The organism is Microbulbifer sp. SAOS-129_SWC (assembly GCF_039696035.1).
Lineage (GTDB): Bacteria > Pseudomonadota > Gammaproteobacteria > Pseudomonadales > Cellvibrionaceae > Microbulbifer.
Genome location: NZ_CP155567.1, coordinates 1,084,841 through 1,109,265, shown reverse-complemented (window position 1 = coordinate 1,109,265; position 24,425 = coordinate 1,084,841). Strand labels below are relative to the sequence as shown.

General features: G+C 63.4%; 20 protein-coding genes. 13 read left to right on the top strand and 7 right to left on the bottom strand.

Annotated elements, in window-relative coordinates:
* Positions 1 to 268 precede the first annotated feature (268 nt).
* Entirely contained in the window at positions 269 to 1,435 is a 1,167-nt protein-coding gene (locus ABDK11_RS04655; protein WP_346839138.1) for a fatty acid desaturase, read from the top strand.
* An 86-nt stretch (positions 1,436 to 1,521) separates the two neighbouring features.
* Here the strand turns inward: ABDK11_RS04655 and ABDK11_RS04650 are convergent, their stop codons facing one another.
* From ABDK11_RS04650 to ABDK11_RS04640, 3 genes are read right to left on the bottom strand one after another with little or no spacing between them, the layout of a single operon-like run.
* Positions 1,522 to 2,526 (bottom strand): alpha-L-glutamate ligase-like protein, encoded by a 1,005-nt coding sequence (locus tag ABDK11_RS04650; protein WP_346839137.1) that lies wholly within the window; start codon positions 2,524 to 2,526, stop codon positions 1,522 to 1,524.
* A 17-nt stretch (positions 2,527 to 2,543) separates the two neighbouring features.
* Positions 2,544 to 4,076: an inactive transglutaminase family protein gene (locus tag ABDK11_RS04645; RefSeq protein ID WP_346839136.1), complete on the bottom strand. Its 1,533-nt coding sequence runs from the start codon at positions 4,074 to 4,076 to the stop codon at positions 2,544 to 2,546.
* A gap of 58 nt (positions 4,077 to 4,134) precedes the next feature.
* Positions 4,135 to 4,824, bottom strand: coding sequence for a RimK/LysX family protein (locus ABDK11_RS04640; RefSeq protein WP_346839135.1), 690 nt, complete (start codon positions 4,822 to 4,824; stop codon positions 4,135 to 4,137).
* Between the two features lie 331 nt (positions 4,825 to 5,155).
* Here ABDK11_RS04640 and ABDK11_RS04635 point away from each other — a divergent pair, with 331 nt between their 5' ends.
* From ABDK11_RS04635 to ABDK11_RS04595, 9 genes are all read left to right on the top strand, one after another.
* Complete coding sequence (locus ABDK11_RS04635; protein ID WP_346839134.1) at positions 5,156 to 6,811, top strand: thiamine pyrophosphate-binding protein; 1,656 nt, start codon at positions 5,156 to 5,158, stop codon at positions 6,809 to 6,811.
* A gap of 12 nt (positions 6,812 to 6,823) precedes the next feature.
* Positions 6,824 to 7,612: an SDR family oxidoreductase gene (locus ABDK11_RS04630; RefSeq protein WP_346839133.1), complete on the top strand. Its 789-nt coding sequence runs from the start codon at positions 6,824 to 6,826 to the stop codon at positions 7,610 to 7,612.
* The gene (locus ABDK11_RS04625; RefSeq protein WP_346839132.1) at positions 7,612 to 9,069 is read left to right on the top strand and encodes an aldehyde dehydrogenase; all 1,458 of its coding nucleotides are present in this window, start codon (positions 7,612 to 7,614) and stop codon (positions 9,067 to 9,069) included. The genes ABDK11_RS04630 and ABDK11_RS04625 overlap by 1 nt, the downstream gene beginning before the upstream one ends.
* Positions 9,070 to 9,130: 61 nt before the next feature.
* Positions 9,131 to 9,544, top strand: coding sequence for a Rid family hydrolase (locus ABDK11_RS04620; protein ID WP_346839131.1), 414 nt, complete (start codon positions 9,131 to 9,133; stop codon positions 9,542 to 9,544).
* Positions 9,545 to 9,565: 21 nt separating this feature from the next.
* Positions 9,566 to 10,093 (top strand): 3-hydroxyanthranilate 3,4-dioxygenase, encoded by a 528-nt coding sequence (locus ABDK11_RS04615; protein WP_346839130.1) that lies wholly within the window; start codon positions 9,566 to 9,568, stop codon positions 10,091 to 10,093.
* Positions 10,094 to 10,097: 4 nt separating this feature from the next.
* On the top strand, positions 10,098 to 11,138 hold the full coding sequence (locus ABDK11_RS04610) for an amidohydrolase family protein (RefSeq protein ID WP_346839129.1): 1,041 nt from the start codon (positions 10,098 to 10,100) through the stop codon (positions 11,136 to 11,138).
* Positions 11,135 to 11,965 (top strand): cyclase family protein, encoded by an 831-nt coding sequence (locus tag ABDK11_RS04605; RefSeq protein WP_346839128.1) that lies wholly within the window; start codon positions 11,135 to 11,137, stop codon positions 11,963 to 11,965. The genes ABDK11_RS04610 and ABDK11_RS04605 overlap by 4 nt, the downstream gene beginning before the upstream one ends.
* 52 nt (positions 11,966 to 12,017) lie before the next feature.
* Positions 12,018 to 13,298 (top strand): kynureninase, encoded by a 1,281-nt coding sequence (gene kynU / locus ABDK11_RS04600; RefSeq protein ID WP_346839127.1) that lies wholly within the window; start codon positions 12,018 to 12,020, stop codon positions 13,296 to 13,298.
* 16 nt (positions 13,299 to 13,314) lie between these two features.
* Positions 13,315 to 14,673, top strand: coding sequence for an NAD(P)/FAD-dependent oxidoreductase (locus ABDK11_RS04595; protein ID WP_346839126.1), 1,359 nt, complete (start codon positions 13,315 to 13,317; stop codon positions 14,671 to 14,673).
* A 9-nt stretch (positions 14,674 to 14,682) separates the two neighbouring features.
* On the opposite strand, the gene ABDK11_RS04590 is transcribed toward ABDK11_RS04595, so the two are convergent.
* The 3 genes from ABDK11_RS04590 to ABDK11_RS04580 form a co-directional block, all read right to left on the bottom strand.
* Positions 14,683 to 15,009 (bottom strand): YqcC family protein, encoded by a 327-nt coding sequence (locus tag ABDK11_RS04590; RefSeq protein WP_346839125.1) that lies wholly within the window; start codon positions 15,007 to 15,009, stop codon positions 14,683 to 14,685.
* Between the two features lie 10 nt (positions 15,010 to 15,019).
* Positions 15,020 to 17,176 carry an ATP-dependent DNA helicase DinG gene (dinG, locus tag ABDK11_RS04585; RefSeq protein WP_346839124.1) on the bottom strand — a complete coding sequence of 719 codons (2,157 nt, stop codon included), beginning with the start codon at positions 17,174 to 17,176 and terminating at the stop codon, positions 15,020 to 15,022.
* A gap of 121 nt (positions 17,177 to 17,297) precedes the next feature.
* A complete protein-coding gene (locus tag ABDK11_RS04580; protein ID WP_346839123.1) occupies positions 17,298 to 18,467 on the bottom strand; it encodes a 1-acyl-sn-glycerol-3-phosphate acyltransferase in 1,170 nt (389 codons plus the stop codon).
* Between the two features lie 307 nt (positions 18,468 to 18,774).
* On the opposite strand from ABDK11_RS04580, the gene nhaC reads away from it, so the two are divergent.
* From nhaC to pgi, 3 genes are all read left to right on the top strand, one after another.
* Entirely contained in the window at positions 18,775 to 20,238 is a 1,464-nt protein-coding gene (gene nhaC, locus ABDK11_RS04575) for a Na+/H+ antiporter NhaC (RefSeq protein ID WP_346839122.1), read from the top strand.
* 12 nt (positions 20,239 to 20,250) lie between these two features.
* Positions 20,251 to 21,282, top strand: coding sequence for a DUF3549 family protein (locus ABDK11_RS04570; protein WP_346839121.1), 1,032 nt, complete (start codon positions 20,251 to 20,253; stop codon positions 21,280 to 21,282).
* An 847-nt stretch (positions 21,283 to 22,129) separates the two neighbouring features.
* A complete protein-coding gene (gene pgi, locus ABDK11_RS04565; RefSeq protein ID WP_346839120.1) occupies positions 22,130 to 23,755 on the top strand; it encodes a glucose-6-phosphate isomerase in 1,626 nt (541 codons plus the stop codon).
* A 33-nt stretch (positions 23,756 to 23,788) separates the two neighbouring features.
* Here pgi and ABDK11_RS04560 read toward each other — a convergent pair whose 3' ends face one another.
* Positions 23,789 to 24,418 (bottom strand): MarC family protein, encoded by a 630-nt coding sequence (locus ABDK11_RS04560; protein ID WP_346839119.1) that lies wholly within the window; start codon positions 24,416 to 24,418, stop codon positions 23,789 to 23,791.
* Between the last annotated feature and the right edge of the window lie 7 nt (positions 24,419 to 24,425).

Sequence of the window (24,425 nt, the reverse complement as noted above, 5' to 3'; positions counted from 1 at the left end):
TGCGCGCGAAGGCGCGCCAACGCGGCGCGTGAACCAACAACGATCGACATTCGGCACCTTTGCACCAAAACCATGCAATGCGTGGCCGCAGATGTAGTGACTGCCAAGGAGGAAAAATTCTCATTCTGCGCCCGGCGGGGGTGCCACAGGCAGGGCTATGGGGTAGCATCTGCCGACCGGTGGGCGTTTCCATCAGAACCCGACTACCTTCTAGCGGAGGGATGGGTTCCAGCGCGCGCCCACAGTTGTGCACTAGAAAGGCTGTACTATGAATTCAGAGTTATCGACTCAGCGGCGCGAAGACGCGCCGCGCATCTGGGTCACCACCATCCTGTTTGCCAGCACCGCGCTGGCGGCGCTGATCCTGGTGCCGCTGTACGGTGTGGCCGTGGGCTACCACTGGTACCAGTGGCTGGCATTCGCCGTTTACGGCGCCCTGTGCGGCTTAGCGATTACCGCCGGCTACCACCGCCTGTGGTCCCACCGCACCTATGAGGCCCACTGGTCGCTGCGCCTGCTGTTCGCCCTGTTCGGCGCCGCCGCCCTGCAGAACAGCGCCCTGATCTGGTGTTCCGGCCACCGCCGCCACCACCGCCATGTTGACGACAACGAGCAGGATCCCTACTCCGCCAGGCGCGGCTTCTGGTTCTCGCATATCGGCTGGATGCTGCGCGATTATCCGAGCGGCAAGGTGGATTTTGGCAACGCCAAGGACCTGCAGCGCGACAAAATCGTCATGTGGCAGCACAACCACTATCTGACCGTCACCCTGGCGATGAATCTGGGCCTGCCGCTGCTGCTGGGCATGGTGACCGGTGATGTGATCGGCATGCTGCTGCTGGCCGGTGTGCTGCGTATCGTGGTCAACCACCACACCACGTTTTTTATCAACTCCCTGGCCCATATCTGGGGGCGTCGCCCCTACACCGACGAGAACAGCGCGCGGGACAACGACCTGCTGGCGTTCTTCACCTTCGGCGAGGGCTACCACAACTACCACCACATCTTCCAGACCGACTACCGCAACGGTATCCGCTGGTACCAGTGGGATCCGACCAAGTGGCTGATCCGCAGCGCCAGCTGGCTCGGCCTGGCGCGCAACCTGAAGACGGTGCCGGCGATGCGCATCCAGCGGGCGATGCTGACCATGCAGTTCAAGCGCGCGGAGCAGAAGCTGCAACAGTCCTCCCACAAGGACAGCTGGCGCCAGCTGCTGGAAAAAGAAGCTGCGGTTTTCTCTGCGGCCCTGTCGGAGTGGAAAGAGCTGCAGTCGCGCCGTTACGAAAACGCCCGCGAACGCCTGTTAGCCAAGTGGGAGAGCGCAGCCATCCGCACCCGTGTGAACGAGCTGGAATACAGCCTGAAGATGCAGCGCAAGCGCCTGCAGATCATGATGGAACAGTTCCACCTGTGCCCGGTGACCGCCGCGGCCTGATTTCGATCTTCGAACACAAAAAAGGCGAGCCAACTGGCTCGCCTTTTTTGTGCGCGCTCTGAAACATTTCCGGTGCGACCCCGCTGCTATACCGGCTCTCCCGCAGCAAAATGCTGCATCGAGTAGTTCACCCGCTCTTCCACATTTCTCTCCAGCTGCTCGATATCCATTTTCTCGATTGGCCGCAGGCGCGTGCGCAGGCCGATGCCATTGGCAATCTGGATTGCCAGGCCCGGGCGCGCGTTGGCCTCGAGCAGCAGCGGGCCGCGCCTGCGGTCGAGCACGATATCGCAACCGAGATAACCGAGCCCGGTCATTTCGTAACAGCTCGCCGCCAGGCGCAGCAGCTCGCGCCAGTCGGGCACCTGGAGCTTGTCGAATGGTATTTCCGTGTCCGGATGGCGACTGACGCGCAGGCCGCTTTGCACCGCAAAACAGCTTCTGCCACTGGCCAGGTCGAGCCCCACGCCCACGGCACCCTGGTGCAGGTTGGCCTTGCCATCGGAGGCGTGGGTGGAACAGCGCAACATGGCCATGACCGGGAAACCGCGGAACACGATCACGCGGATATCCGGCACCCCCTCGAAGGAGTAGTTGTCGAACACCGGATCAAAATCCACCAGCGCCTCGATCATCACCCGGTCGGGCTTGCCGCCGAGACTGTAGAGGCCGCTGTGGATATTGCTGACGTGGCGCAGGATATCCATTGCCGTAACCTCGGCGCCGGAGGGCTTCAGGTACTTGTCGCCGTTGCGGCCGACGATCACCAGAATACCCTTGCCGCCAGAGCCCCGCGCCGGCTTGATCACGAACTGCCACAGCGGCTCGATCACCTCCATCACGCGGCGGCGGCTGGGCTGGCTCTCGAAGGCGACAATCAGCTCCGGCACCGCGATGCCCACGCGCTTGGCCGCGCGCTTGGTATTGAGTTTGTCGTCGACGATCGGGTACTTGTCGCGGTCGTTGTAGCGGGCGATATAATTGACGTTGCGCGCGTTCATGCCCAGCACGCCCCGGCGCCGCAGCGCCATCGGCGACACCAGGCCGCCGCGCACCTTGGCGAGTATCTTTTCCAGGGAAAAACCGTTCATCTGGTGGCCCGTCCCGGCTACTTGACCAGCTGGCGGAAGCGCATCAGCTCGCCGAGCCGGTAACCGGTGTAATTACCCACCACCAGGATCAACGCCAGCAGCACCAGCAGCAGCTCGGGGAAATTGAAGGTCCAGTGCTCGATATAGCGGTTGGTCATCGCCCACCAGGCAAGCACCGCGACCAGCAGGCTGCCACCTGCCTGCACCACCACCTCGTAGGGGCCGTCCTCCTCCCATACGATGGACATGCGCTCGATGGTCCAGGCCAGAATGATCATCGGGAAGAAGGTGACCGTCAGCGCCTGCTCGATCCCGAGCTTATAGCTGACCACACTGATGACCCCCATCAGTATCACCACCGTCACCACCACCGCGGCGATCCTCGACACCAGCAACAGATTGAGCCGGCTCAGGTTAAAGCGTACCCACAGGCCCAGCACCAGGATGAGGATAAAGATACTCAGGCCCGTGAGCAGGCGCGTCTCGATAAAGGCGATCGCCAGCAGCACCGGCATAAAGGTGCCGGACGTGCGCAGGCCAACAAACACGCGCAGTAATACCACCACCAGTGCCCCCACCGGCACCAGCAGGATCAGCTTGAAGATACTCTGTTGCTCGATCGGCAGGCTGTAGATGGAGAAATCCACCAGCGCCTCTTTCTCCTGGCTGGTGCTCATCATCGACACATCGCGGGCCGGGACATCGTTGGAGATCACGGAGAAGGTCACCTGCGAATTGCGGCCGCCCTCCACATCCAGCAGGCTCTTGCCGCCGCGCTGCCAGATAAAGAAATTCTTCGGCACGCCGGGGGAGCCGCTGTGGGGCTCGAACACCACCCAGCGGTCGCCATCGTAAACCTCGAGCAGGTCCTCGGGATCGAGTCGACGGCGGCCCTCCTCCAGGTAGAGGCCGCGAATGCGGTGCGCGGGGATATCGGCCTCGGCCAGCACCACCAGAGCGACATCCACCAGCGGGCGATCCTTGTAATAACCGAAGATCAGGTTGCGGTCCTGGTTGCGCTTGTCACCCAGCGCCGAGAGCAGCTGGGTGGTAAAGGTACGGGTATCGGAGGAGCGCTCCCGCGCGGCGGCTACCAGAGAGTTGATGGCCTGGCGCACGGCTTCCTGCTCGCGGGCGCCGAGGAAAGGTTTTTTCACGGTGGTACTGAGTTCCAGTGGCTGCTCCAGCGCCGCCCCCGGCGTCTGGTGCACATCCAGCTGGTAGAACAGTGTCTGGGTACCACTGGCGGCGCGGCGCGACCACACGGCACGGTACTCGTCGTTATCGCGGATAACATTGAAACCGTAGCCGGAGGAGCTGAAGCTCTCGTTCAGCACCTCCATGTTGCGCTGTGCCCGCGGCAGTGTCAGCGCCGCCTTGACCGGACCGCCGTCCGCGGTGAAACGCACCTTGGCCTCGATGGTCCAGACGGTACGGTACTCTCCCGGCAACAGCGGGAAGCCGAGAGCGCGATTCTTGTAGATCGTGAGGCCGATACCCATTGCGGCGAGCAGAGCGGCGAGAATATAAACCTGAGCGCGCGGCGACATTCGCCATTCCCCATATAGCAGAGGCAGCGGCCCCGGCCGCTGCTTCGATCATTATCGATTATTTGGTATCCGGCAGCTTGGGGAGCCCCTGAACTTTGCGCCGGGAGACGTCCACCACCGCGGCATCCTTAAGGAAGTTGCGTCCCACCAACAGCAGGTAATCGAGCCCGGTGCGCTCGGTCAGGTTGACCTCCACCATATGGGTCACTTCACCCACGGTCAGGCTCATATTCACCACCGGGCGCCGCTGCGAGTCGAACCCCGGACGCACCACTTTTACATAGCGCTTGACCGGCAGTTCGACGGTCACCGGCTCCGCGTCCGATTTCGGCGGTGCCAGCTTAAAGCGCACCCAGTCCTTGCCGTCCCGCTCGAAGGGCGTCAGCTCCTGAACGCTGAGGGAGGAAGTGGGCGATCCGGTGTCGATCAGGGATTCCAGAAAAACGCCACCGGGCTCAACGGAAAAGGTTTCCACACTGCCGAGCACCAGCTTGTCTTTCGCTACCGGCACTTCGACCACATTTTCGTAGTGGCGTTCGATCACGCGCTCGACCACTTTGACTTCCGGCTCGGCGCACACCACTTTCTCGGGTTCCGGACAGTGCTCGGGCTCAGCGGCTGTCTCGGGCGCACTCTGCTGCGCAGGCTCTACCGCTGTCGGCGCCTTTTGCCAGGGGTACTGCATCGACCCGCAGCCGACCAGTCCCTGCAACGCCAGCATCAGCCCTAAAAGGGGAAAAATCCGCATTCTTATTGACTACCTTAAGGCCTCTTCGGCCATCCCTGTGCAACGATCGAATTTGTCGTCTCCCTACTCTGCTCTTACGGGCTCAATCCATGGCGCGCTAATTTTGTTAAGGGCGGATAGTAACCTATCCGTACTTATCGGTCACCTTGGCACCGGTCAGACGCTGGCGGCTATATCGAGGTGACAGGCTAGCAGAAAATCCCGACGGCCCGCTTATTTCCAGCAGCGAATTGCAAATTGTGCGCCGCCGCAGAGAAGCAAAAGGTGACTCTGTGGTATCCCTATCCGCTAATGGGTATAGTCCAAGCAAACTTACTATAAAAATAATTACATGACCGAGATTCAGAACGAGCGCTCTGCCAGTGGAGGGCAGATCGTCGTCCGGTGTTTGCAGGCCCAGGAAGTGGATCGCGTTTTCTGCGTACCCGGGGAGAGTTACCTGCCGGTGCTCGACGCCCTGTTCGATGCCGCGGAAATCCAGTTAGTCACCTGTCGCCAGGAGGGCGGCGCGGCGATGATGGCCGCCGCCGACGGCAAGCTCCGCGGCTCCCCCGGCGTCTGCTTCGTCACCCGTGGCCCCGGCGCCACCAATGCCAGCGCCGGCGTGCACCTGGCCTATCAGGGCTCAATCCCACTGGTGCTGTTTATCGGCCAGGTAGCGCGCGACACCCAGGACCGCGAGGCCTTCCAGGAGATCGACTACCGTCGCATGTTCGGCCAGATGGCCAAGTGGGTCGCGCAGATCGACAGCGCCGAGCGCATACCGGAATACGTGCAGCGCGCCTTCGCCGTTGCCGTTGGCGGCCGCCCCGGCCCGGTGGTGCTGGCCCTGCCCGAGGACATGCTGCGGGAAACGGCCACCACCGCCCCCGCCCCGGCAAGGTCCCCCGCTTCCCCGGCCCCCGCGCCCACCGACATCTCCGCCCTGCGCCAGCGACTCGCCGCCAGCTGCAAACCGCTGCTGCTGTGCGGCGAAGCGCCCTGGACCGGCGCCGCTGACCTGCTGCGGCACTGGTGCGAGCGCGAGCAGCTGCCGGTGGCCGCCGCCTTCCGCTGCCAGGATATTTGCGACAACGACAGCCCGCACTATATCGGCGACGTCGGCCTCGGCATCAACCCGGCGCTGCGCGCACGTATCAAGGCCGCCGACCTGGTCATTGCCCTCGGCGGGCGCTTCAGCGAGATCGTCACCCAGGGCTACAGCATCCTGAAGCCCGGCGACCGCCAGCAGATCGTCTACGTACACCCGTCGGCGGAGGAGCTGGCGCGGGTACCGGCCAGCCTTGCGATCAACAGCTCGATGGCAAACCTGCTCGCGGCAATGCTGCACGGCGATGCGGGGCAAGTTCCCACCGAGCGCGCGGCGTGGCTCGAAGCCGCGCGCGGTGACTACCTGCAGTGGACCACGCCCGCAGAGATTCCCGGCAACCTGCAGTACGGCAATATCGTCACCTGGCTGCGCGAGCAGCTGCCGGACGATGCGATCCTGTGCAATGGCGCCGGCAACTACAGCATCTGGGTACACCGCTTCTTCCGCTTCCGCCGGCCCGGCACCCAGCTGGCGCCGATCAGCGGCTCCATGGGCTACGGCCTGCCCGCGGCCATCGCCGCCAAGCTGCGCTACCCGCACCGGCCGGTGATCTGTTTTGCCGGCGACGGCTGCCTGCAGATGACCGTGCAGGAACTCGCCACCGCCAGCCACTACGGCGCCAATATTCTGGTAATCGTCGTCAACAACGGCAGCCTCGGCACCATCCGCATGCACCAGGAGCGCAACTATCCCGGCCGCATCAGCGGCACCGAGCTGCGCAACCCCGATTTCACCGCGCTGGCGCGGGCCTATGGTTTTCACGCACAGGCGGTTGCCACCACCGAGGAATTTTTCCCGGCCTTCACCGCGGCCATGGCAAGCGACAAACCGGCGCTGCTGGAACTGATGCTGCCGCTAGATGCGCTGACCCCCAACCTGAAATTATCGGATCTGTAACAGGAGTTGAGCATGGATTTGAATCTTGCCGGCAAACGGGCCCTGGTATGCGGTTCCAGCCAGGGTATCGGCCGGGCCTGCGCCGAACAGCTGGCGCAACTGGGCGCATCCATCACGTTGTTTTCCCGCGACCGCGAAAAACTGGAAGCGGTGAAAAAGGCCCTGCACAGCAGCGCCGGCCAGGATCACCGCGTGCTGGTGGCCGACTTCTCCGATCCCGGCCAGGTTGCCACGGCCATCGAAGCCCACCTGGCCGAGGCCGGCCCGTGTGAAATCCTGATCAACAATACCGGCGGCCCGGCCCCCGGCCCGGCCCATACCGCAGAACCGCAGGCATTTGTCGACGCCTTCAACCTGCACCTGGTCTCCAACCAGACTTTGGTGCAGGCACTGCTGCCGGGCATGCAGGCGGCGGGCTACGGCCGCATCATCAATATCATTTCCACCTCCGTGAAGCTGCCGCTGCGCGGACTCGGCGTCTCCAACACGATTCGCGGGGCCGTGGCCAGCTGGGCCAAGACGCTGGCGAATGAACTGGGGCCGTTCAATATCACCGTCAACAATGTGTTGCCCGGTGCCACCGCGACAGTGCGCCTCGATGCCATCATCGAGAACAAGATGAAAAAGCAGGGCAAGTCGCGCGAGGAAGTGGAGGCGGCGGAAAAGAGCACGATTCCGCTGGGCCGCTTCGGCGAGGCCAGTGAACTGGCAAATGCGGTCGCGTTTCTCGCGTCACCGGCCGCCTCCTATATCAGCGGCGTCAGCCTGCCGGTGGATGGCGGCAGGACCGGGTGCCTGTAATGGACAACGCGCTACCCTGTATTCGCAACTATATCGCCGGCGAACTGGCGACACCGCGCGCGCGGGCGGCACTGCTGGACAACGTCAATCCGGCCAGCGGACAGGTTTATTCACAGCTGGTCGATTCCACCGATGAGGACCTGCAGGCAGCGGTTGCCGCCGCGCAAAGTGCCCTGCCCGGCTGGCGCGCCATGGATATCGCCGCGCGTGCGCGCCACCTGGAAAAAGTGGCCGACCTGATCGAGCGCGACCTGGACCGATTTGCCGCGGCCGAGTGCGAGGACAACGGCAAGCCGCTGGCACTGGCACGCGCAGTGGACATTCCCCGCGCTGTGGACAACTTCCGCTTCTTCGCCCGCGCAATTACCCAGTTCGCATCGGAATCCCACGCCATGGGCGAGCGCGCGATCAATTACACGCTGCGCGCACCGCTGGGCATCGTCGGCTGCATCTCGCCGTGGAACCTGCCCCTGTACCTGTTCACCTGGAAGATTGCCCCGGCGCTGGCGGCGGGCAACTGCGTGATCGCCAAGCCGTCGGAAGTCACGCCGAAAACCGCGGCCCTGCTCGCCGAAACCTGCATCGAAGCCGGCCTGCCCGCCGGCGTGCTGAACATACTGCACGGCCGCGGTAGTGGCATCGGTAACGCCATCGTCACGCATCCGGACATCAAGGCCATTTCCTTTACTGGCGGCACCGCCACCGGCGCCCGTATCGCCGCGCAGGCGGCGCCGCAGTTCAAGAAACTGTCACTGGAACTCGGCGGCAAGAACCCAACCCTGGTCTTCGCCGACTGCGACTGGGACAAGACCCTGGACGGCGTACTGCGCTCCGCCTTTGCCAACCAGGGGCAGATCTGCCTGTGCGGTTCGCGCATCTATGTAGAGCGCTCGATCTATGCCGATTTCAAGGCCGCGCTGCTGCAGCGGATCTCGCAGCTGCGCATCGGCGACCCGCTCACCGATGTCGACCAGGGCGCGCTGGTTTCCGCAGCGCATATGCACAAGGTGCTGGGGGCGATCGAGACCGCCAGAGCCGAGGGCGGCGAGATTCTCTGCGGTGGACAACAACGGCAAGTGGATGGCCGCTGCAACGGTGGTTTCTTTGTCGAACCCACGCTGATCGAAGGTCTGCCGCTCGACAGCCAGACCAACCAGCAGGAGATCTTCGGCCCGGTTGCCACCATCCAGCCGTTCGAGGGCGAAGAGCAAGCACTGCAGCTGGCCAACGGCACCGGCTATGGCCTGGCTGCCTCCGTGTGGTCGGAAAACCTGAGTCGCAGCCACCGTATCGCCGGCCGGCTGGACTTCGGCATCGTGTGGGTCAACTGCTGGCTGCAGCGGGACCTGCGCACCCCGTTCGGGGGGATGAAAAATTCCGGCGTCGGTCGCGAGGGCGGCTGGGAGGCGCTGCGGTTTTTCACCGAGCCGAAGAATGTCTGTATCGACTTTGGCTAATTGACAACGCGCCGCTGCAGGCGCATTAAAGACGATAAATGCGGATTGGAGATAACAATAAATGAGCAATCCCATCGAATCCAACAAGGCCCCGGAACCCGTCGGCAGCTACCCGCATGCACGCAAGGTGGGCAACCTGCTGTTTCTGTCCGGTGTGGGCCCGCGTGTACGCGGCAGCCGCGAGATTCCCGGCGTGATCCTGAACAGCGCAGGCGAGATCGAGAGCTACGACATCGCGGCCCAGTGTCGCTCCGTTTTCGACAACGTTCGTACCATTCTCGAGGATGCCGGCTCCGGCTGGGACCAGCTGGTCGATGTCACCGTGTTCCTGACCAACATGAAAGACGACTTCCACACCTACAACGCCCTCTACGCGGAGTATTTCAAAGACAACCAGCCGTGCAGAACTACGGTGGAAGTGCTGTCGCTGCCCACCCCCATCGCCATCGAGCTGAAATGCATCGCCACCATTTGAGAGCACCTGCGGAGGACAACCATGAACAGACTCACGCCGCCGATCAATTTCCACCAGTGGATCGAGGATCACCGCGAATACCTCAAGCCACCGGTGTGCAACAAGCTGGTGTTCGAGGAACAGGGCTTTTTCATCATGGTGGTGGGCGGCCCCAATTCGCGCAAGGACTACCACGTCGATGAGGGCCCGGAATTCTTCTACCAGGTGGAAGGGGATATGTTGCTGAAGACCATCCAGGACGGCGAAGTCGCCGACATTCCCATTCGCGAGGGCGAAATATTCCTGCTGCCGCCGCGGGTGCCGCATTCGCCGCAGCGCTTCGCCGATACCGTGGGCCTGGTGATAGAGCGGCGGCGCACAGAAAATGAGAAAGACGGTCTGCAGTGGTACTGCGACGTATGCAACCACCTGTTGTACGAGGAGTTCTTCAAGCTGCGCAATATCGAGCAGGACTTCCCGCCGGTGTTCGACCGCTTCTTCAGCTCCGCGGAAAACCGCACGTGCGACAACTGCGGCCACGTAATGCCGCTGCCGGGCGAGCAGGAGTAGTACCGTGCTGACCATCGATATCCACACCCACATACTGCCGGAGAACTGGCCCGACCTGAAACAGCGTTACGGCTACGGTGGGTTCATTCACCTGGACCACCACAAGTGCGGCTGTGCGCGCATGATGCAGGGCGACAAGTTCTTCCGGGAAATCGACAGCAACTGCTGGGACGCGGACGTGCGCATGCGCGAGTGCGACCAGCACGGCGTGCATGTGCAGGTACTGTCCACGGTGCCGGTCATGTTCAGCTACTGGGCCAAGCCGGAGCACGCACTGGATCTGTCCAAACTGCTGAACGATCACATCGCCGGCGTGGTCGCCGCGCAGCCGCAACGCTTTATCGGCCTCGGCACACTGCCGATGCAGGCGCCGGAGCTGGCCGTCGCGGAACTGGAGCGCTGTGTCTCGCAGCTAGGGCTGGCCGGTGTGCAGATCGGTTCCCACGTCAACGGCTGGAACCTGTGCGACGAAAACCTGTATCCGGTATGGGAGGCGGCGCAATCTCTCGGCGCAGCGGTTTTCGTCCATCCGTGGGAAATGGCCGGGCGCGAAGACATGCCCAAATACTGGCTGCCGTGGCTGGTGGGCATGCCGGCGGAAACCTCGCGCGCCATCTGTTCGATGATCTTCGGCGGCGTGCTGGAGAAATTCCCGCAACTGCGCGTGGCCTTTGCCCATGGCGGCGGCGCCTTCCCCAGCACCATCGGCCGTATTGAGCACGGCTTCAATGTGCGCCCGGATCTGTGTGCGGTGGACAACGGCACCAACCCGCGCGACTACCTGCAGCGGATCTATTTCGACTCGCTGGTGCACGACCCGCTGATGCTCAAATACCTGCTCGACCTGGCCGGCCCCGAGCGCATCGCGCTGGGCAGCGACTACCCCTTCCCGCTCGGCGAACTGGAGCCGGGCAAGCTGATCAAGTCGATGGCGCTCGACGACGGGATCAAGGCGCGCCTGCTGCACGGCTCCGCGCTGGAGTGGCTGGGGCTGGAAAAGACACAGTTTTACAACACAGGCTCACAGACGGAGGCCGCCGGATGAAACTGACCTTTGAACTGGATGGATGTGATTACCGCGTGGACACCGACAATGCGGTGAGCCTGGCGATCCCGCTGGAGTTCGACGGCAAACAGCCCAACCACTTCGGTGCCCCGGTGGCTTCCGCCATGGCCCTGGAGGCGGACGGTTTCGTCGGCGACACCCGCCGCGGTGGCAGCTGCAATGTCTCGCAGCTGACCATTGTGCCCCACTGCAACGGCACGCACACGGAATCGCTCAGCCATATCGTCGACGAGCTGATACCAGTGGGTGACATGCTGTCACCGCTGCTGGTGCCGTGCACCGTCATCAGCCTGGAAGCGGAAACACTGGGTGGCTGCAATGAGCACTACACACCCAACCCGGAGCCCGGCGATCTGGTGATCAGCGCGCGGCGCCTGGCCGAGGCACTGGCCGAGCAACCGCGGGCGCCGCACTGCGGCGCAGTCGTCATCAGAACCCTGCCCAACAGCGAGGAAAAATTCTCCCGCGCCTATGCGGACGCGGCCAGCGGGCCGCCGCCGGTTTTCTTCTCCAGTGAGGCCATGGCGTTACTGCTGGGTTTCGACCACCTGCTGGTGGACTTCCCCAGCATCGACAAGATGTTCGACCAGGGCCTGCTGGCCAACCACCACAGTTTCTGGAATATCGATTCCGGCAGTCACCACCTCAACGCCGGTGCCAGGCAACAGCGTTCGGTGACGGAAATGGTGTTTGTGCCGGACAGTGTGGCCGACGGGCTCTACCTGCTCAACCTGCAGATTCCCCCGTTCAAAACCGATGCGGCACCCAGCCGCCCGGTACTGTTTCCGCTCGAGCTGGCGGAATAACCTGAATTGAAGTTCGCACAATAACAATAGAGCCTATAGAGAGTTCAGCAGTATGCAATTCGAAACCGGCCTGGCATTCGCCAGGCAATTGGACCGGGACGACCCGCTGGCGCGCTTCCGCAATGCGTTCAACTTTCCCCGGCGCAGCGACGGCAGTGCGGAAATCTACCTGTGCGGCAACTCGCTGGGACTGCAGCCCAAACGCGCACGCGACACTGTCACCGAGGAGCTCGACAAATGGGCGGCGCTGGGCGTGAAGGGCCACTTTTCCGGCGAGCATCCATGGATGCCCTACCACGAATTCCTGGCCGAATCCTCCGCGGCCCTGGTCGGCGCCGGCGCCGACGAGGTGGTGGTGATGAACTCCCTCACCACCAACCTGCACCTGATGATGGTGACCTTCTACCAGCCGACCAGCGAGCGCTTCAAGATTGTTATCGAGGATCACGCCTTCCCCTCCGATCACTACGCGGTGGAGAGCCAGCTGCGCTTTCACGGCATAGATCCCGCCGAGGGCATGCTGCTGCTGAAACCGCGCGAGGGCGAGGAGCTGGTGCGCCGCGAGGATATCGACGCGCTGATCCGTGAACAGGGCGACAGCATCGCGCTGATGCTGCTGCCGGGGGTGCAGTATTACACCGGGCAGTGGTGGAATATCGCGGACATTACCCGGTCGGCGCAGGCGCGCGGCATCACCGTCGGTTTCGACCTCGCGCACGCAGTGGGGAATGTACCGCTGCAACTGCACGACTGGCAGGTGGACTTCGCCTGCTGGTGTTCGTACAAATACCTGAATTCCGGCCCCGGCGCCGTGGGTGGCTGCTTCGTGCACCGCCGCCATGCCAGCAATACCGCGCTGCCGCGCTTTGCCGGCTGGTGGGGTCACGACAAAGAGAGCCGTTTCCGCATGGAAAACCGTTTCCAGCCCATTCCCACCGCCGAGGGCTGGCAGCTTTCCAATCCGCCAATCCTGTCGCTGGCAGCGATCCGCGCCTCACTGGATATTTTCCAGGAGGCCGGCGGCATGGTGCCACTGCGCGAGAAGTCGGAAAAGCTGACCGCCTACCTGCAGTTCCTGCTCGAACAGCACGCCAGCGAATTTATCAACATCATCACACCGCTCGACCCACAGCAGCGCGGCTGCCAGCTGTCGCTGTGCTGCGATGCCCGACACCTGAGCGGGCGCGCGGTGCACCAGCGCCTGGAAGACCACGGCGTGACCTGCGACTGGCGCGAACCGAACGTGATTCGCATCGCACCGGTGCCGCTGTACAACAGCTTCGAGGACGTCCACCGCTTCGTGGAAATACTGGCCGCGGCCTGCAACGAATAGTAGACGGGGTTTTTCGATGACTGAAAAAATCGTAATCGCCGGCGGCGGCCTGGTCGGCGCCATGGCCGCATGCTTCTTCGCCCGCCAGGGCTTTGAGGTGGAAATATTCGAACAGCGCGCCGACCTGCGCCGGCACGATATTTCCGCCGGCCGCTCCATTAACCTGGCACTGGCCAACCGCGGCATTCACGCACTGGAACAACTGGGACTGATGGAGCGGGTATCGCGCCTGCTGATTCCGATGCGTGGGCGCATGGTGCACGACGGCGATGGCGGTGCCACCCTGCAGCCCTATGGCCAGAAACCGGAAGAGGTCATCTACTCCGTGTCCCGCGGTGGCCTGAATGCCCTGTTGCTGGACGCCGCCGAGGAGAGCGGCAAAGTGAAGGTTCACTTTAGCCAGGCGCTGCGCACCATCGATTTCGCTGGCAAGCGCGCGACTTTCACCAACGGCGACAGCGGAGAACAGAGAACCGTGACATTCGGCCGTTTTATCGGTGCCGACGGGGCCGGTTCGCGCAGCCGCGCGCTGCTCGGCGCGGCACTCGGAAAGGGGGCCTGGCAGGAAACCGTGGAGCCACTGGGTCACCAGTACAAGGAACTGGAAATTCCCGCGGGCGCACACGGCAGTTTCCAGCTGGAGAAGCACGCGCTGCATATCTGGCCGCGCGGCGGCTTTATGCTGATCGCCCTGCCCAATCTGGACGGCAGCTTCACCGTTACCCTGTTCCTGCCGGCGTCCGCGGCGGACGGCCCGAGCTTCGCCACACTGACCACGGCGGAGGCGGTAAAGGCGTTTTTCCGCCAGTTCTTCCCCAAGGTGATGCCGCTGATTCCCAACCTGCTGCAGGATTTCTTCGACAATCCCACCGGCCACCTGGGCACGGTGCGCTGTGCCCCCTGGAACCTGGATGAGCGCGCGATCCTGATCGGCGACGCCGCCCATGCGCTGGTGCCCTTCCACGGCCAGGGCATGAATTGCGGCTTCGAGGACTGTGCACTGCTGAACGAACTGATGCAGCGCGAACCCGGCAACTGGCACAAGATCTTTGCCGACTACAGTGCCGCGCGCATTCCCGATGCCAACGCCATCGCCGATATGGCGCTGGAGAACTACACCGAAATGCGCGACTCGGTGCGCGACCCCAAGTTCATCCTCAAGAAGGCCATCGGCTTTGAGCTGGAAAAGCGCTTCCCCGAGCGCTTTACGCCGCGCTACTCGATGGTGATGTTCCACCGGCTGCCCTACGCCGAGGCGCAGCGCAGGGGCGAGATCAACAGGGGAATACTGTCCGAACTGGCCGCGGACATCGACAGCGCCGACCAGGTGGACTGGGGCAGGGCCGAGCGGCTGGTGGCAGAGCGATTGGGTTAGCCCGGTTTGTCAGCCGCGCTGCAAGCGCGCGTCGATTTCCTCCAGCAGCTGGATCAGCTCACCGGCGGTGTAGTCGCCGCCGCGGAAATACTCCTCGGCGATGGGCGCGATGCCGCACGCGGTGGGCAGCGGTCGCGCCCCCTCGAGCAGCTCGATCATGCGCGGCAGAAACACGAACTGCAGCCACTGCGGCAGCGACAGGGTGTCCACGCAGAAGGGTTCGGTACTCGCCAGCGCCTCGGCCGGCGGCACCTCGTCCTGCCACAGCTGCAGCCGGCGCAGTTCCGTTTCCAGCTTCAGCAGCAGGGTGGCGACGTCGTCGTATATCGGATTCATAACACTCACTTTACTCAATTCTGCGACTGAACGGCGGCAGTGAATCGAGGATCGCGCGGCCATAGCGGCGCGTGACGATACGCCGGTCCAGCAGGGTCACGGTACCGCTGTCGCCCTCGGTGCGCAGCAGGCGCCCGCAGGCCTGCACCAGTTTCAGCGCCGCGTCGGGCACCGCTATCTGCATAAACGGGTTGCCGCCCTTGGCCTCGATCCACTCCGCCAGTGCCGCCTCGATCGGATCATCCGGCACCGAGAACGGCAGTTTGGCGATGACCACGTGGCGACAGTAGTCGCCGGGCAGGTCGAGCCCCTCGGCGAAACTGGCGAGACCGAACAGCACGCTGCGGCCGCCACCGTCAACTGTCTCACGGTGAATCTCCAGCAGCTGCTGACGGGATTTCTGCCCCTGCATCACGATGCGGTTGCGCCAGGTGCCGGGCAGGGATTCGTACACCGTCTCCATCTGCCGGCGCGAAGAGAACAGCACCAGCGCGCCGCCGTCGCCATCGAGCAGTTGCGGCAGGGTGTCGATTACCGCATCGGTGTGCTCGTCGGCGCGCCCGGCATCCACCGCCGCAGCGGGTACCTGCAGCGTGGCGCGGGAGAAGTCGAACGGGCTGGGCACCACCTGGTAGCTGGCGTTGTCCGGGGTGCCGGCGCGCATCTTCAGGCGATCGAATTTGCCCAGCGCGGTGAGCGTGGCGGAGGTCAGCACGGCGCCGAAACAGCGGCGCCAGAGGCTGTATTCAAGGGTCTTGCCGGCCAGGATCGGCGAGCTGCACACCTCGAAATCGGTGGAGCCGCCCCAGTCCACCAGCGTCACCCAGCGCGCCTGTGGCAGCGCGCCGGCGGCGTCCTCGCGGGCGTAATTGGCCCACAGCTGCAGGTTGGCCTCGGCGCGGCCGTACCAGCTGCCCAGCTGCGGGTACCAGCGCTCGAGGTCTACCGCCGGCACGGGCGAATGCGGGTCTTCCAGCAGTTTCTGTGCCCTCTGCAGCATCTTGCCGAGCACCGCTTCCAGCTCGTCGAAATCCTCGCGCAGCTTTTCCGCCAGCTGCATCATCGACTCCGGCACCACGCCGCCCTCGAAGCGGTGGCGAGCGCTGCGGCCTGGTGAAGAGCTATTGCCACGCTCGTCCTCGAACTCGCACTGCTCTTCGATCAGCGGCCACATCTGCTCCAGGCCCTGCTTGGCCGAAGTCAGCAGTGCCGGCAGTTCCTCGCCGCCGCGATCCAGCTCGGCGCCGTCGCCGATTTCCCCCAACATCTGCCCCAGATTCTTGTTGGCCTGGTCGAGCCAGCCGGTGGAAGCACCGACGCGGCTGTGATGGGCGAAGTGATTGAGCGCCTTGTCCGGCAGGTGGTGGGCCTCGTCGAGGACGTAGATCGTCTCTTCCGGCGGCGGCAGGATGGCGCCGCCGCCGAGGGCCAGGTCGGCCAGCAGCAGGTCGTGGTTGGCGACGATCACTTCAGTCTTGCCGAGGCGCTCGCGGGCGCGGAAGAAGCTGCAGTTGGTCACATGCGGACAGCGGCGCCCGCTGCACTGGCGGTGATCAGTGGTCACGCGGCTCCAGTCCGCCACCTCGATGGTCTCGGGCCAGTTGTCACGATCGCCATCCCAGCTGCCGGTGGCGAGCTGGTCGGCCATATCCCGGTACAGTTTGGCCCCGCTCTCGTCCACCTGCGGCTGCTCGTCCGCATAGAGGCCGAGGCTGAAGCCGGCGCCGCTGTCGGTCAGGCCCGACAGCAGCTGGTCCAGCTTCGACAGGCACAGGTAGCGGCCGCGGCCCTTGGCCAGGCTGAATTCGAATTTGAGACCGCTGTGACGCGCCACTTCCGGCAGGTCCTTGTGCACGATCTGCTCCTGCAGCGCCACCGTCGCGGTCGATACCACCAGCTTCTTGTCCTGGGCCTGGGCCAGCGGGATGGCGGCGAGCAGGTAGGCCACCGTTTTACCGGTGCCGGTGCCGGCCTCCACCACGCAGATATGCTCGCCGTCGCTCTTGCCCACGTCGCGCTCGCCGGCACCGTTCTGGACGATACCGCCGAGGGTGCGCGCAATGGCCGCCACCATCAGTTTCTGCCCGTAGCGGGCCTTGAGGTCACGGCCGGCGAGGAACTGGCTGTAGGCGGTCTGGATGGCTTTCTTGTGATCGTCGTTTAACACGCGGGAGATTCTGATGCGGAGTGATAGGGTTGGAATGCGGAATGATAACGGAAATCAGCCCACAGAGCCCATTTCGCATTCACGAGGCGCGTCCCTGCGCCCCACCCGCTTGGCGGGGTCACTAGTTCTCGTAGGCGAGCCTGGACACCACCGGGTTGGCGTAGCCCTGGATGGCTTTGTCGCGCCAGCGCTCGTCGATGTTGTCCATGCGCTCGATGAACTTGGCGCGGGTGTCGGCGTGCTCGTCGGGGTGCCAGGGCTTCGCCGGGTAGCCCACCGGCAGTTGCGGCGCCTCACCGTAGAGCATCTGGTAGGCGATCAGGTTGGTCGGGTGCAGCACGTAGTTGCCAATCACCTGGCGGTCGATCTCCTCGGCCAGGCTGGTGGCATCGTTGAAATCCCCCTCGATGGGCGTGCCGAAAGCGGTGTGCACATGTCCCTTGAAGCCGGTGATGCCCTTGGCGATGGCCCCCAGGTCCTCGTGCTTGCCCTTGCGGTACTCCTTGTGTTCCTCGAAGTACAGCTGCTTGGCTTTCTTCGCGTCGCAGGGATCCCACTCGTAGGAGATCGACAGCGGCACTATATGCAACTTGCGCCAGAAGTCCGCAAACGGGGTTTCCTTGTCCTTGGTCATCGCGAACATCGCCGCCAGCGCCGGGTTGGTGCGGTCCAACCCGTCTTTGGCGCGCCCGGAACGCTGGGCAATCCATACATGCTCGTTGTCGTTGACCACCGAGTGGTAGATATAATTGGACAGCTGGGTGGCGGCCTGCAGCTTCTCGCGGCGACTGCCGGCGTTGCGCTTGACCACGAAGCTCTTGTTCAACTTCATGATGTCGGTGGCAAACTGCTTGGTCAGCAGGTTGTCGCCGATGGCGATACGGGAGGTCTCATGACCTTCCTTGAACATGCTGAGAATGGCCAGCGCCGGATCCATGGCGATATCCCGGTGGTTGCTGACAAACAGGCAGGCGCGGTCCCTGGGCAGGGTATCCAGACCGGAAATGGTGAATTCGCTGGTGGTGCGTCGCAACACCAGGTCCATGTACTTGGCCACGACTTCCTGCACGCCGCGAATATTCTTCGCGCGGCGAAACTCGAAGCGCAGGAACTGCCGCACCAGCCAGGCGATCGGCCCCTCCAGCTTGGCCAGTTTGGGCACCAGGAAGTGGGCGGCCGCATGGGACATCTCGGGATCGGCAATCAGCCGGTCGAGTACCGCCCGCGCCTCGTCGTCGCGATAGGGGCGGATGTCCTCGAACTGGGCCGGATCCAACTCACTTGCTCTCATGAAATCACTACCTGCCCGCCGCACACTGCGCGGCGGCCTCTTCTTATTGTGGACAACGGATGAATGTCCGCGTGCTGCTGGCGCGCCGGACCGGCGCAGAACATACCGGAAGCGCCGCCGAACTACCAGCGCCGCGGCCGACCGCCCGGTTGGCCACAAACTGTGACCGCGCGCGCTGTCCCGGTAGACACCGGTGGCGCCAGCCGGGAGAATAGCCAGCTTTGACGCCAAAGACGGCGCGACCACAACGATAATGAAAACCGCCACCGGGCCGCGCCCGGATCGCGGAGCAGACCAGGAGTGCACCTTGAGTCAGACCAGTACCAACCCCGATGTCCGCAAGCCCAGTCTGGGCGACGCCCTGACCCCCCTGCTGCTGCTGATTGTCCTGCTGTGGGCATCGGTACAGTTTTTCGGCGCCGATTCCTCCTACGGCCCCAACCAGATCGCCCTGCTGCTGTGCGCCGGCGTGGCCGCGCTGGTGGGGATGAAAAACGGCTACACCTGGAACGAGATGGAAGGCGGCATGCTGCACGGCATCAGCCTGGTGTTTGGCGCCATCCTGATCCTGCTCGCCGTGGGCGCGCTGATCGGCAGCTGGATTCTCGCCGGCACCGTGCCATCAATGATCTATTACGGCGTGCAGATCCTCTCGCCGCAGTGGTTCTACGCCGCCAGCTGCCTGATCTGCGCCGTAGTCGGCCTCAGCATCGGCTCCAGCTGGACCACCGCCGGCACCCTCGGCGTGGCGCTGATCGGTATCGCCCAGGCGCTACAGCTGTCCCCGGAAATCACCGCCGGGGCCGTCATCTCCGGCGCCTATTTCGGTGACAAGATGTCGCCGCTGTCTGACACCACCAACCTGGCCGCAGCGGTCACCTCCAACAATCTGTTCCAGCACATCCGCCATATGCTGTGGACCACCATCCCGGCCTTCACCCTGGCCGTGGTGATTTTCTCCATCATCGGCCTGAACACCCAGGTCGCAGAGACCCAGTCCGCGGATATCGACATCCTGCTCGGCGCGCTGCAGGGGGAATTTCATATCTCCCTGGTCAGCCTGCTGCCACTGGTTCTGCTTCTCGCCATGGCCTGGCGCAAGATGCCGGCCTACCCCACACTGATCATCGGCGCACTGGCGGGCGTCGCCATCGGCATGATATTCGAGACCGATGCCGCGCGCCGGCTCGGTGGCGGCGACGGCGCCCTGTCCGTATTGAAGGGCGGCTGGTACAGCCTGTTCGACGGCTATAAATCCACATCGAGCAACGAGAATGTGGCCGAACTGCTGTCCAAAGGCGGTATGAGCAGCATGCTCAACACCATCTGGCTGATTATCTCCGCCATGGCCTTCGGCGGCGCGATGGAGAAAGCCGGCTTCCTCGAGCGCATCGTCAACTGGGCGCTGTCGCGGGTGAAAACGGTCGGCGCCCTGGTGACCACCACCGTACTCACCTGCTTCGGCATGAATGCCGCCGCCGGCGACCAGTACATGGCCATCATCATCCCCGGCCGCATGTTCCGCGAAGCCTTTGCCGACATGGGCCTGCACGGGCTGAACCTGTCGCGCTCACTGGAAGACTCCGGCACCATCACCTCGGTGCTGATTCCGTGGAACACCTGCGGTGCCTTTATGAGCGGCACCCTGGGCATAGCCACCTGGCACTACGCGCCCTACGCGCTGTTCAACCTGATCTGCCCGCTGCTGGCCATTGCCTACGGCTGGTTCCACTTCAAACAGATGCCGCTGTCCGCCAAGGCAGCCGATTGACGGAGCGCCCCGATGCAAGACAGCGGTAGCCTCGCCGGCCTGATCGCCGCGGCCGATTTCAACCTGCACTGGTTCGACCTGGGCCGGCGCGTGCAATCGGTTGCCAGCGCCGACGCCACCGCATTCGAGGCCGGGCGCGCGCCCTGGCCGCACCCCTACCTGCGCCAGGCGTGGACCGGGCTGCTGCTGGAACCGCGCGCCGGCGGCGAACCGGTGGTGTGGTTTCTGCGCCTGCCACTGGATGAACAGGGCAAGCTGCAGCTGGCGGTACGCGATGCCTTCGTACACCTGCTGATCGACAAACTCGGCCACGGCGACGGCGCCGAGCTGGGCGAGCGCCTGCACAGCGCCCTGCAGGAAAGCGGCATCGCCTACACGCCGGCGCCGGAGCGACAGGCCACTTTTCATGCGCGGGTGGCGCAATTGCTGCAGCGCCCGCCCAGCGAACATTTCGACGCCGTGCTCGAATACTGTCGCGCGCCACAGTCACACCGCTGGGATCAACTGGCCGTACAGGGGATCGCTGACCTGGCCGTGCGCTGGAAGGAACATCAAAGCCTGCTGTGCGACACCCTCGAACAATTGGCGCCGCCGGTCTTTATCGGCCTGTGCCAGTGCCTGGAGAGCGAGGCCATCGACGCGGAGCTGGCCGGGCGTATTATCGATCGCGCCGACGCCGCCCCCGGTGACAGCGCCATTACCGCGGCCGCGGTGCGCGGCCTCTCCCTGGCGCCGGCGGCAGAATTGCGCCGGCGCTTCCTCACGCGGCTGCTGCAGGGTGAAGCCGCCAGCAATAGCGAAGTCATCGCGGCGATCGGCAGCCGCTGCAGCAGCGACCTGGAGCACGGCGACATCGCCGCCGCGTGGCTGGCCGCGATGGCGGAGCACCAGAGCCAGGACACGTTCAACCTGCTGCTCAGCGACCTGATGTTCCTGCCCGCGGTACGCGCGGCGTTACTCGACGCGCTGCGCGATCCGGCACGCCCGGAAATTCTGGCGCGCGCGTTCGGCCATTTCCTGCACGGACCCAACCCGCCGCACTGATCCACTCCGATCCGCTACGGGCAATTGTGGCACCGATGTCTATCCTTGCTGCGACGCCCGACGTATTCGCGAAACACCACCCACTGACGCGATCGGGCGGAAAAATACCGGCATTGCCATCGCCCGATTTTTTTCAGGCTGTTTTTAAAAAAAAATTCCGTGGTGCCCCGCAATGGTATGCAGCGCAGTTTGGCGTAAATACCCTTCAATTTAGGTATTGGCCGGCGCCAAACTGGCGCGGCATTTATCCAGACTTGTCGGCTGGCAGCTATTTAAACCGCGTGCCTATTACACTCCATTGGGCGGTACCTTTGTAGAAAATCATTTTACAAAGCTAACCAAACAGGTGACGTTTTATTGGCTATGCTAATGGCTAACATCAACGGAAAGGAGTTAGGGGATGAATTTCACTCCAGCCAAGTACTTAATCGGAATTATCAGTGCACTGGTTTTGGCAGGTTGCTGTTCAGCGCCACCGATGCCGGCATCCTGCCCACCGGGCTCTGAACAAATTCCTATGTCTATGGCCTGTCCCGCAGATGCGGATTGCTGGATGGCGTCAGACGACGTGCGCTGCATGAAAGTGGTCAAGTAACACCGCTCTCAGGCAGGACTAGCAATGCCGCTTTTCGAAGCGGCATTTGCTTGTCCGGCCGGTAAAACTTCAGTCTTTATCCCTCCCCGTCCCGGATTCCACAGCGCCCTCATTCCTTTCCATCAAACCGCGACACTGGTTCCGGCGCGCATTTCCCGCTAGCATCTATTCCCGGTAAGCGGCGCATCGGGTAAACATCCGCGGCCGACAGCCCCTTCACTCCACCGCAACAGCAATAAAATACAAATCGTTATGACAAGCGAATCCCTGGCCGTCAGCGCCATCGCCCGCCTGCAGGCGCACCAACAGCAACACAAGTGGTCCCTGCGTGAACTCTTCGCCACCCAGGCGGACCGCGCCGTACAATTCAGTACTGCCGCCGCCGGGCTGCAGCTGGACTACAGCAAGAACCACCTGCGCGACGACACCCTGCAACTGCTGCTGGAATACGCCGCGGAAATCGATCTGTCACAGCAGATCGCCGACCTGTTCGCCGGCGCCAATATCAATAACACCGAACACCGCCCGGCCCTGCACACGGCGCTGCGTTTCCAGGGGGAACCGCGCAACGAGCACGAGCAGGCGGTGGCGGCCTGCCGCGGGCAGATGCGCCGCTTCTGCGAACAGATCCACAGCGGCAGCTGGCACGGCTTCACCGGCAAGCCGATCCACCATATCGTGAATATCGGTATCGGCGGCTCCGACCTGGGCCCGCGCATGGTGGTAGAGGCACTGCGCCCCTGGCAGCGCGACGATATCCGCGTGCACTTCGTCGCCAATATCGACGGTGCCGACCTCAGCGATACCCTCGCCGCACTGCCGGCGGAAAACACCCTGTTCATCGTCGCCTCCAAGTCGTTCTCCACGCTGGAAACCCGTCAGAATGCCCTCTCCGCGCGCCAGTGGATGCTCGAAGCCGGTTGCAGTGACAAAGACCTGGCAAAACACTTTGTCGCGGTGAGCAGCAATATCGTCGCCGCACAGGATTTTGGTATTGCCGCGGAAAATATCTTCCCGATGTGGGACTGGGTTGGCGGGCGCTACTCTCTTTGGTCCGCGATCGGCCTGCCCATCGCGCTGGCCTGCGGTTACGATACCTACGCGCAGTTACTCGCCGGCGCCAACGACATGGACCGGCATTTCGCCAGCGCACCACTGGCCGACAACATGCCGGTGCTGATGGCACTGCTGCACTTCTGGTACCGGCAGTGCTGGGGTGCTTCCAGCCAAGTGGTTCTGCCCTACGCCCAGCGCCTGGCCAAATTTCCCGCCTGGCTGCAGCAACTGGATATGGAAAGCCTCGGCAAGAGCGCAGCGCGCGATGGCCAGCCAGTGGACTACCCCACCGGCAGCGTGATCTGGGGTACCGAGGGCAGCAATGGCCAGCACTCCTTCCACCAGCTGCTGCACCAGGGTACCGACCTGATCCCGGCGGACTTTATCGCAGTAAAGCAGCCCACATCGAAGCTGGTGGAGCAGCACCAGTGGCTGCTGGCCTGCTGCATCAGCCAGAGCCAGGCGCTGTTGCGCGGCAAGACCCTGCACGAGGCGCGCGAAGAGCTGGAGCAGCAGGGCCACACCCACCGCGAGGTCCACGCCCTGGCCCCGCACAAGGTGGTTCCGGGCAACCGCCCCAGCAACACGCTGATTGTGGAAAAACTCGATCCGCAACATCTGGGCGCGCTGCTGGCACTGTACGAACACAAGGTATTCGTCGGCGGCTGCCTGCTGGGTATCAATCCGTTCGACCAGTGGGGCGTCGAACTGGGCAAGCTGCTGGGCGCGGGCATTCACGCCGCGATCGGCGGCGAAGTGCCGGAAGACTGGGACGGTTCAACCCGCAACCTGCTGCAGCAACTGCTCGCCACCAACGACTGAGTCAGCAGGACACCGCGGCACAGGGACAGGCCGCTACTGTTGCAACAGCGCCAGCCAGCGCTCGATTCCCTTGAGGATCATGTCGATGGCAAAGGAGCCGGTGAACAGCGCGGTGATGCGCCCGGCCACTTCGATATATTTGCGCACATAGCGCTCGTGGCGGGTCTGCACCCAGTCGTAGAGCATTTTCAGCAGGATCAGCGATGCCAGCGCCAACCCGATCGCCAGCGTAATGGCGGCGGAGCCCGCGAAGGCACCGAGGCGACTGCCGGCGAGCACACTGGCACTGATGGTGCCGGGGCCGACGATAAACGGCATCGCGATGGCGCCGGCCACTTCCTGCGAGTGCAGATTGATACTCTGGATCGGCTGTCCGACACCGAGCGTCAGGCGGATACCGATGATCAGAAACGTGATGCCGCCGAAAATCAGGAAAGCGAGAAAACGCACCTGCAGCACATCGTCAAAAATCACTTCACCAAACCAGGCAAACAGCAGGAACACGGTCAGGCTGATCAGGAAGGCGCGCAACAGCAGACCGGAAAAGACCTTGAGTTCCAGCCCGCGAATCAGGTCGAGCAGATAAACGCTCAGAATAAACGGGTTGAGCAGTACCAGCAGCAACAGGAAGGACTTGTTGAACTGCTCCAGGTCAAATTCCATCGCCGCA

Bases quoted from the DNA above. Each gene is read 5' to 3' on its own strand.
- ABDK11_RS04655 (WP_346839138.1), top strand. From the start codon at position 269: ATGAATTCAGAGTTATCGACTCAGCGGCGCGAAGACGCGCCGCGCATC.
- ABDK11_RS04650 (WP_346839137.1), bottom strand. From the start codon at position 2,526: ATGAACGGTTTTTCCCTGGAAAAGATACTCGCCAAGGTGCGCGGCGGC.
- ABDK11_RS04645 (WP_346839136.1), bottom strand. From the start codon at position 4,076: ATGTCGCCGCGCGCTCAGGTTTATATTCTCGCCGCTCTGCTCGCCGCA.
- ABDK11_RS04640 (WP_346839135.1), bottom strand. From the start codon at position 4,824: ATGCGGATTTTTCCCCTTTTAGGGCTGATGCTGGCGTTGCAGGGACTG.
- ABDK11_RS04635 (WP_346839134.1), top strand. From the start codon at position 5,156: ATGACCGAGATTCAGAACGAGCGCTCTGCCAGTGGAGGGCAGATCGTC.
- ABDK11_RS04630 (WP_346839133.1), top strand. From the start codon at position 6,824: ATGGATTTGAATCTTGCCGGCAAACGGGCCCTGGTATGCGGTTCCAGC.
- ABDK11_RS04625 (WP_346839132.1), top strand. From the start codon at position 7,612: ATGGACAACGCGCTACCCTGTATTCGCAACTATATCGCCGGCGAACTG.
- ABDK11_RS04620 (WP_346839131.1), top strand. From the start codon at position 9,131: ATGAGCAATCCCATCGAATCCAACAAGGCCCCGGAACCCGTCGGCAGC.
- ABDK11_RS04615 (WP_346839130.1), top strand. From the start codon at position 9,566: ATGAACAGACTCACGCCGCCGATCAATTTCCACCAGTGGATCGAGGAT.
- ABDK11_RS04605 (WP_346839128.1), top strand. From the start codon at position 11,135: ATGAAACTGACCTTTGAACTGGATGGATGTGATTACCGCGTGGACACC.
- kynU (WP_346839127.1), top strand. From the start codon at position 12,018: ATGCAATTCGAAACCGGCCTGGCATTCGCCAGGCAATTGGACCGGGAC.
- ABDK11_RS04595 (WP_346839126.1), top strand. From the start codon at position 13,315: ATGACTGAAAAAATCGTAATCGCCGGCGGCGGCCTGGTCGGCGCCATG.
- ABDK11_RS04590 (WP_346839125.1), bottom strand. From the start codon at position 15,009: ATGAATCCGATATACGACGACGTCGCCACCCTGCTGCTGAAGCTGGAA.
- ABDK11_RS04580 (WP_346839123.1), bottom strand. From the start codon at position 18,467: ATGAGAGCAAGTGAGTTGGATCCGGCCCAGTTCGAGGACATCCGCCCC.
- ABDK11_RS04570 (WP_346839121.1), top strand. From the start codon at position 20,251: ATGCAAGACAGCGGTAGCCTCGCCGGCCTGATCGCCGCGGCCGATTTC.
- pgi (WP_346839120.1), top strand. From the start codon at position 22,130: ATGACAAGCGAATCCCTGGCCGTCAGCGCCATCGCCCGCCTGCAGGCG.
- ABDK11_RS04560 (WP_346839119.1), bottom strand. From the start codon at position 24,418: ATGGAATTTGACCTGGAGCAGTTCAACAAGTCCTTCCTGTTGCTGCTG.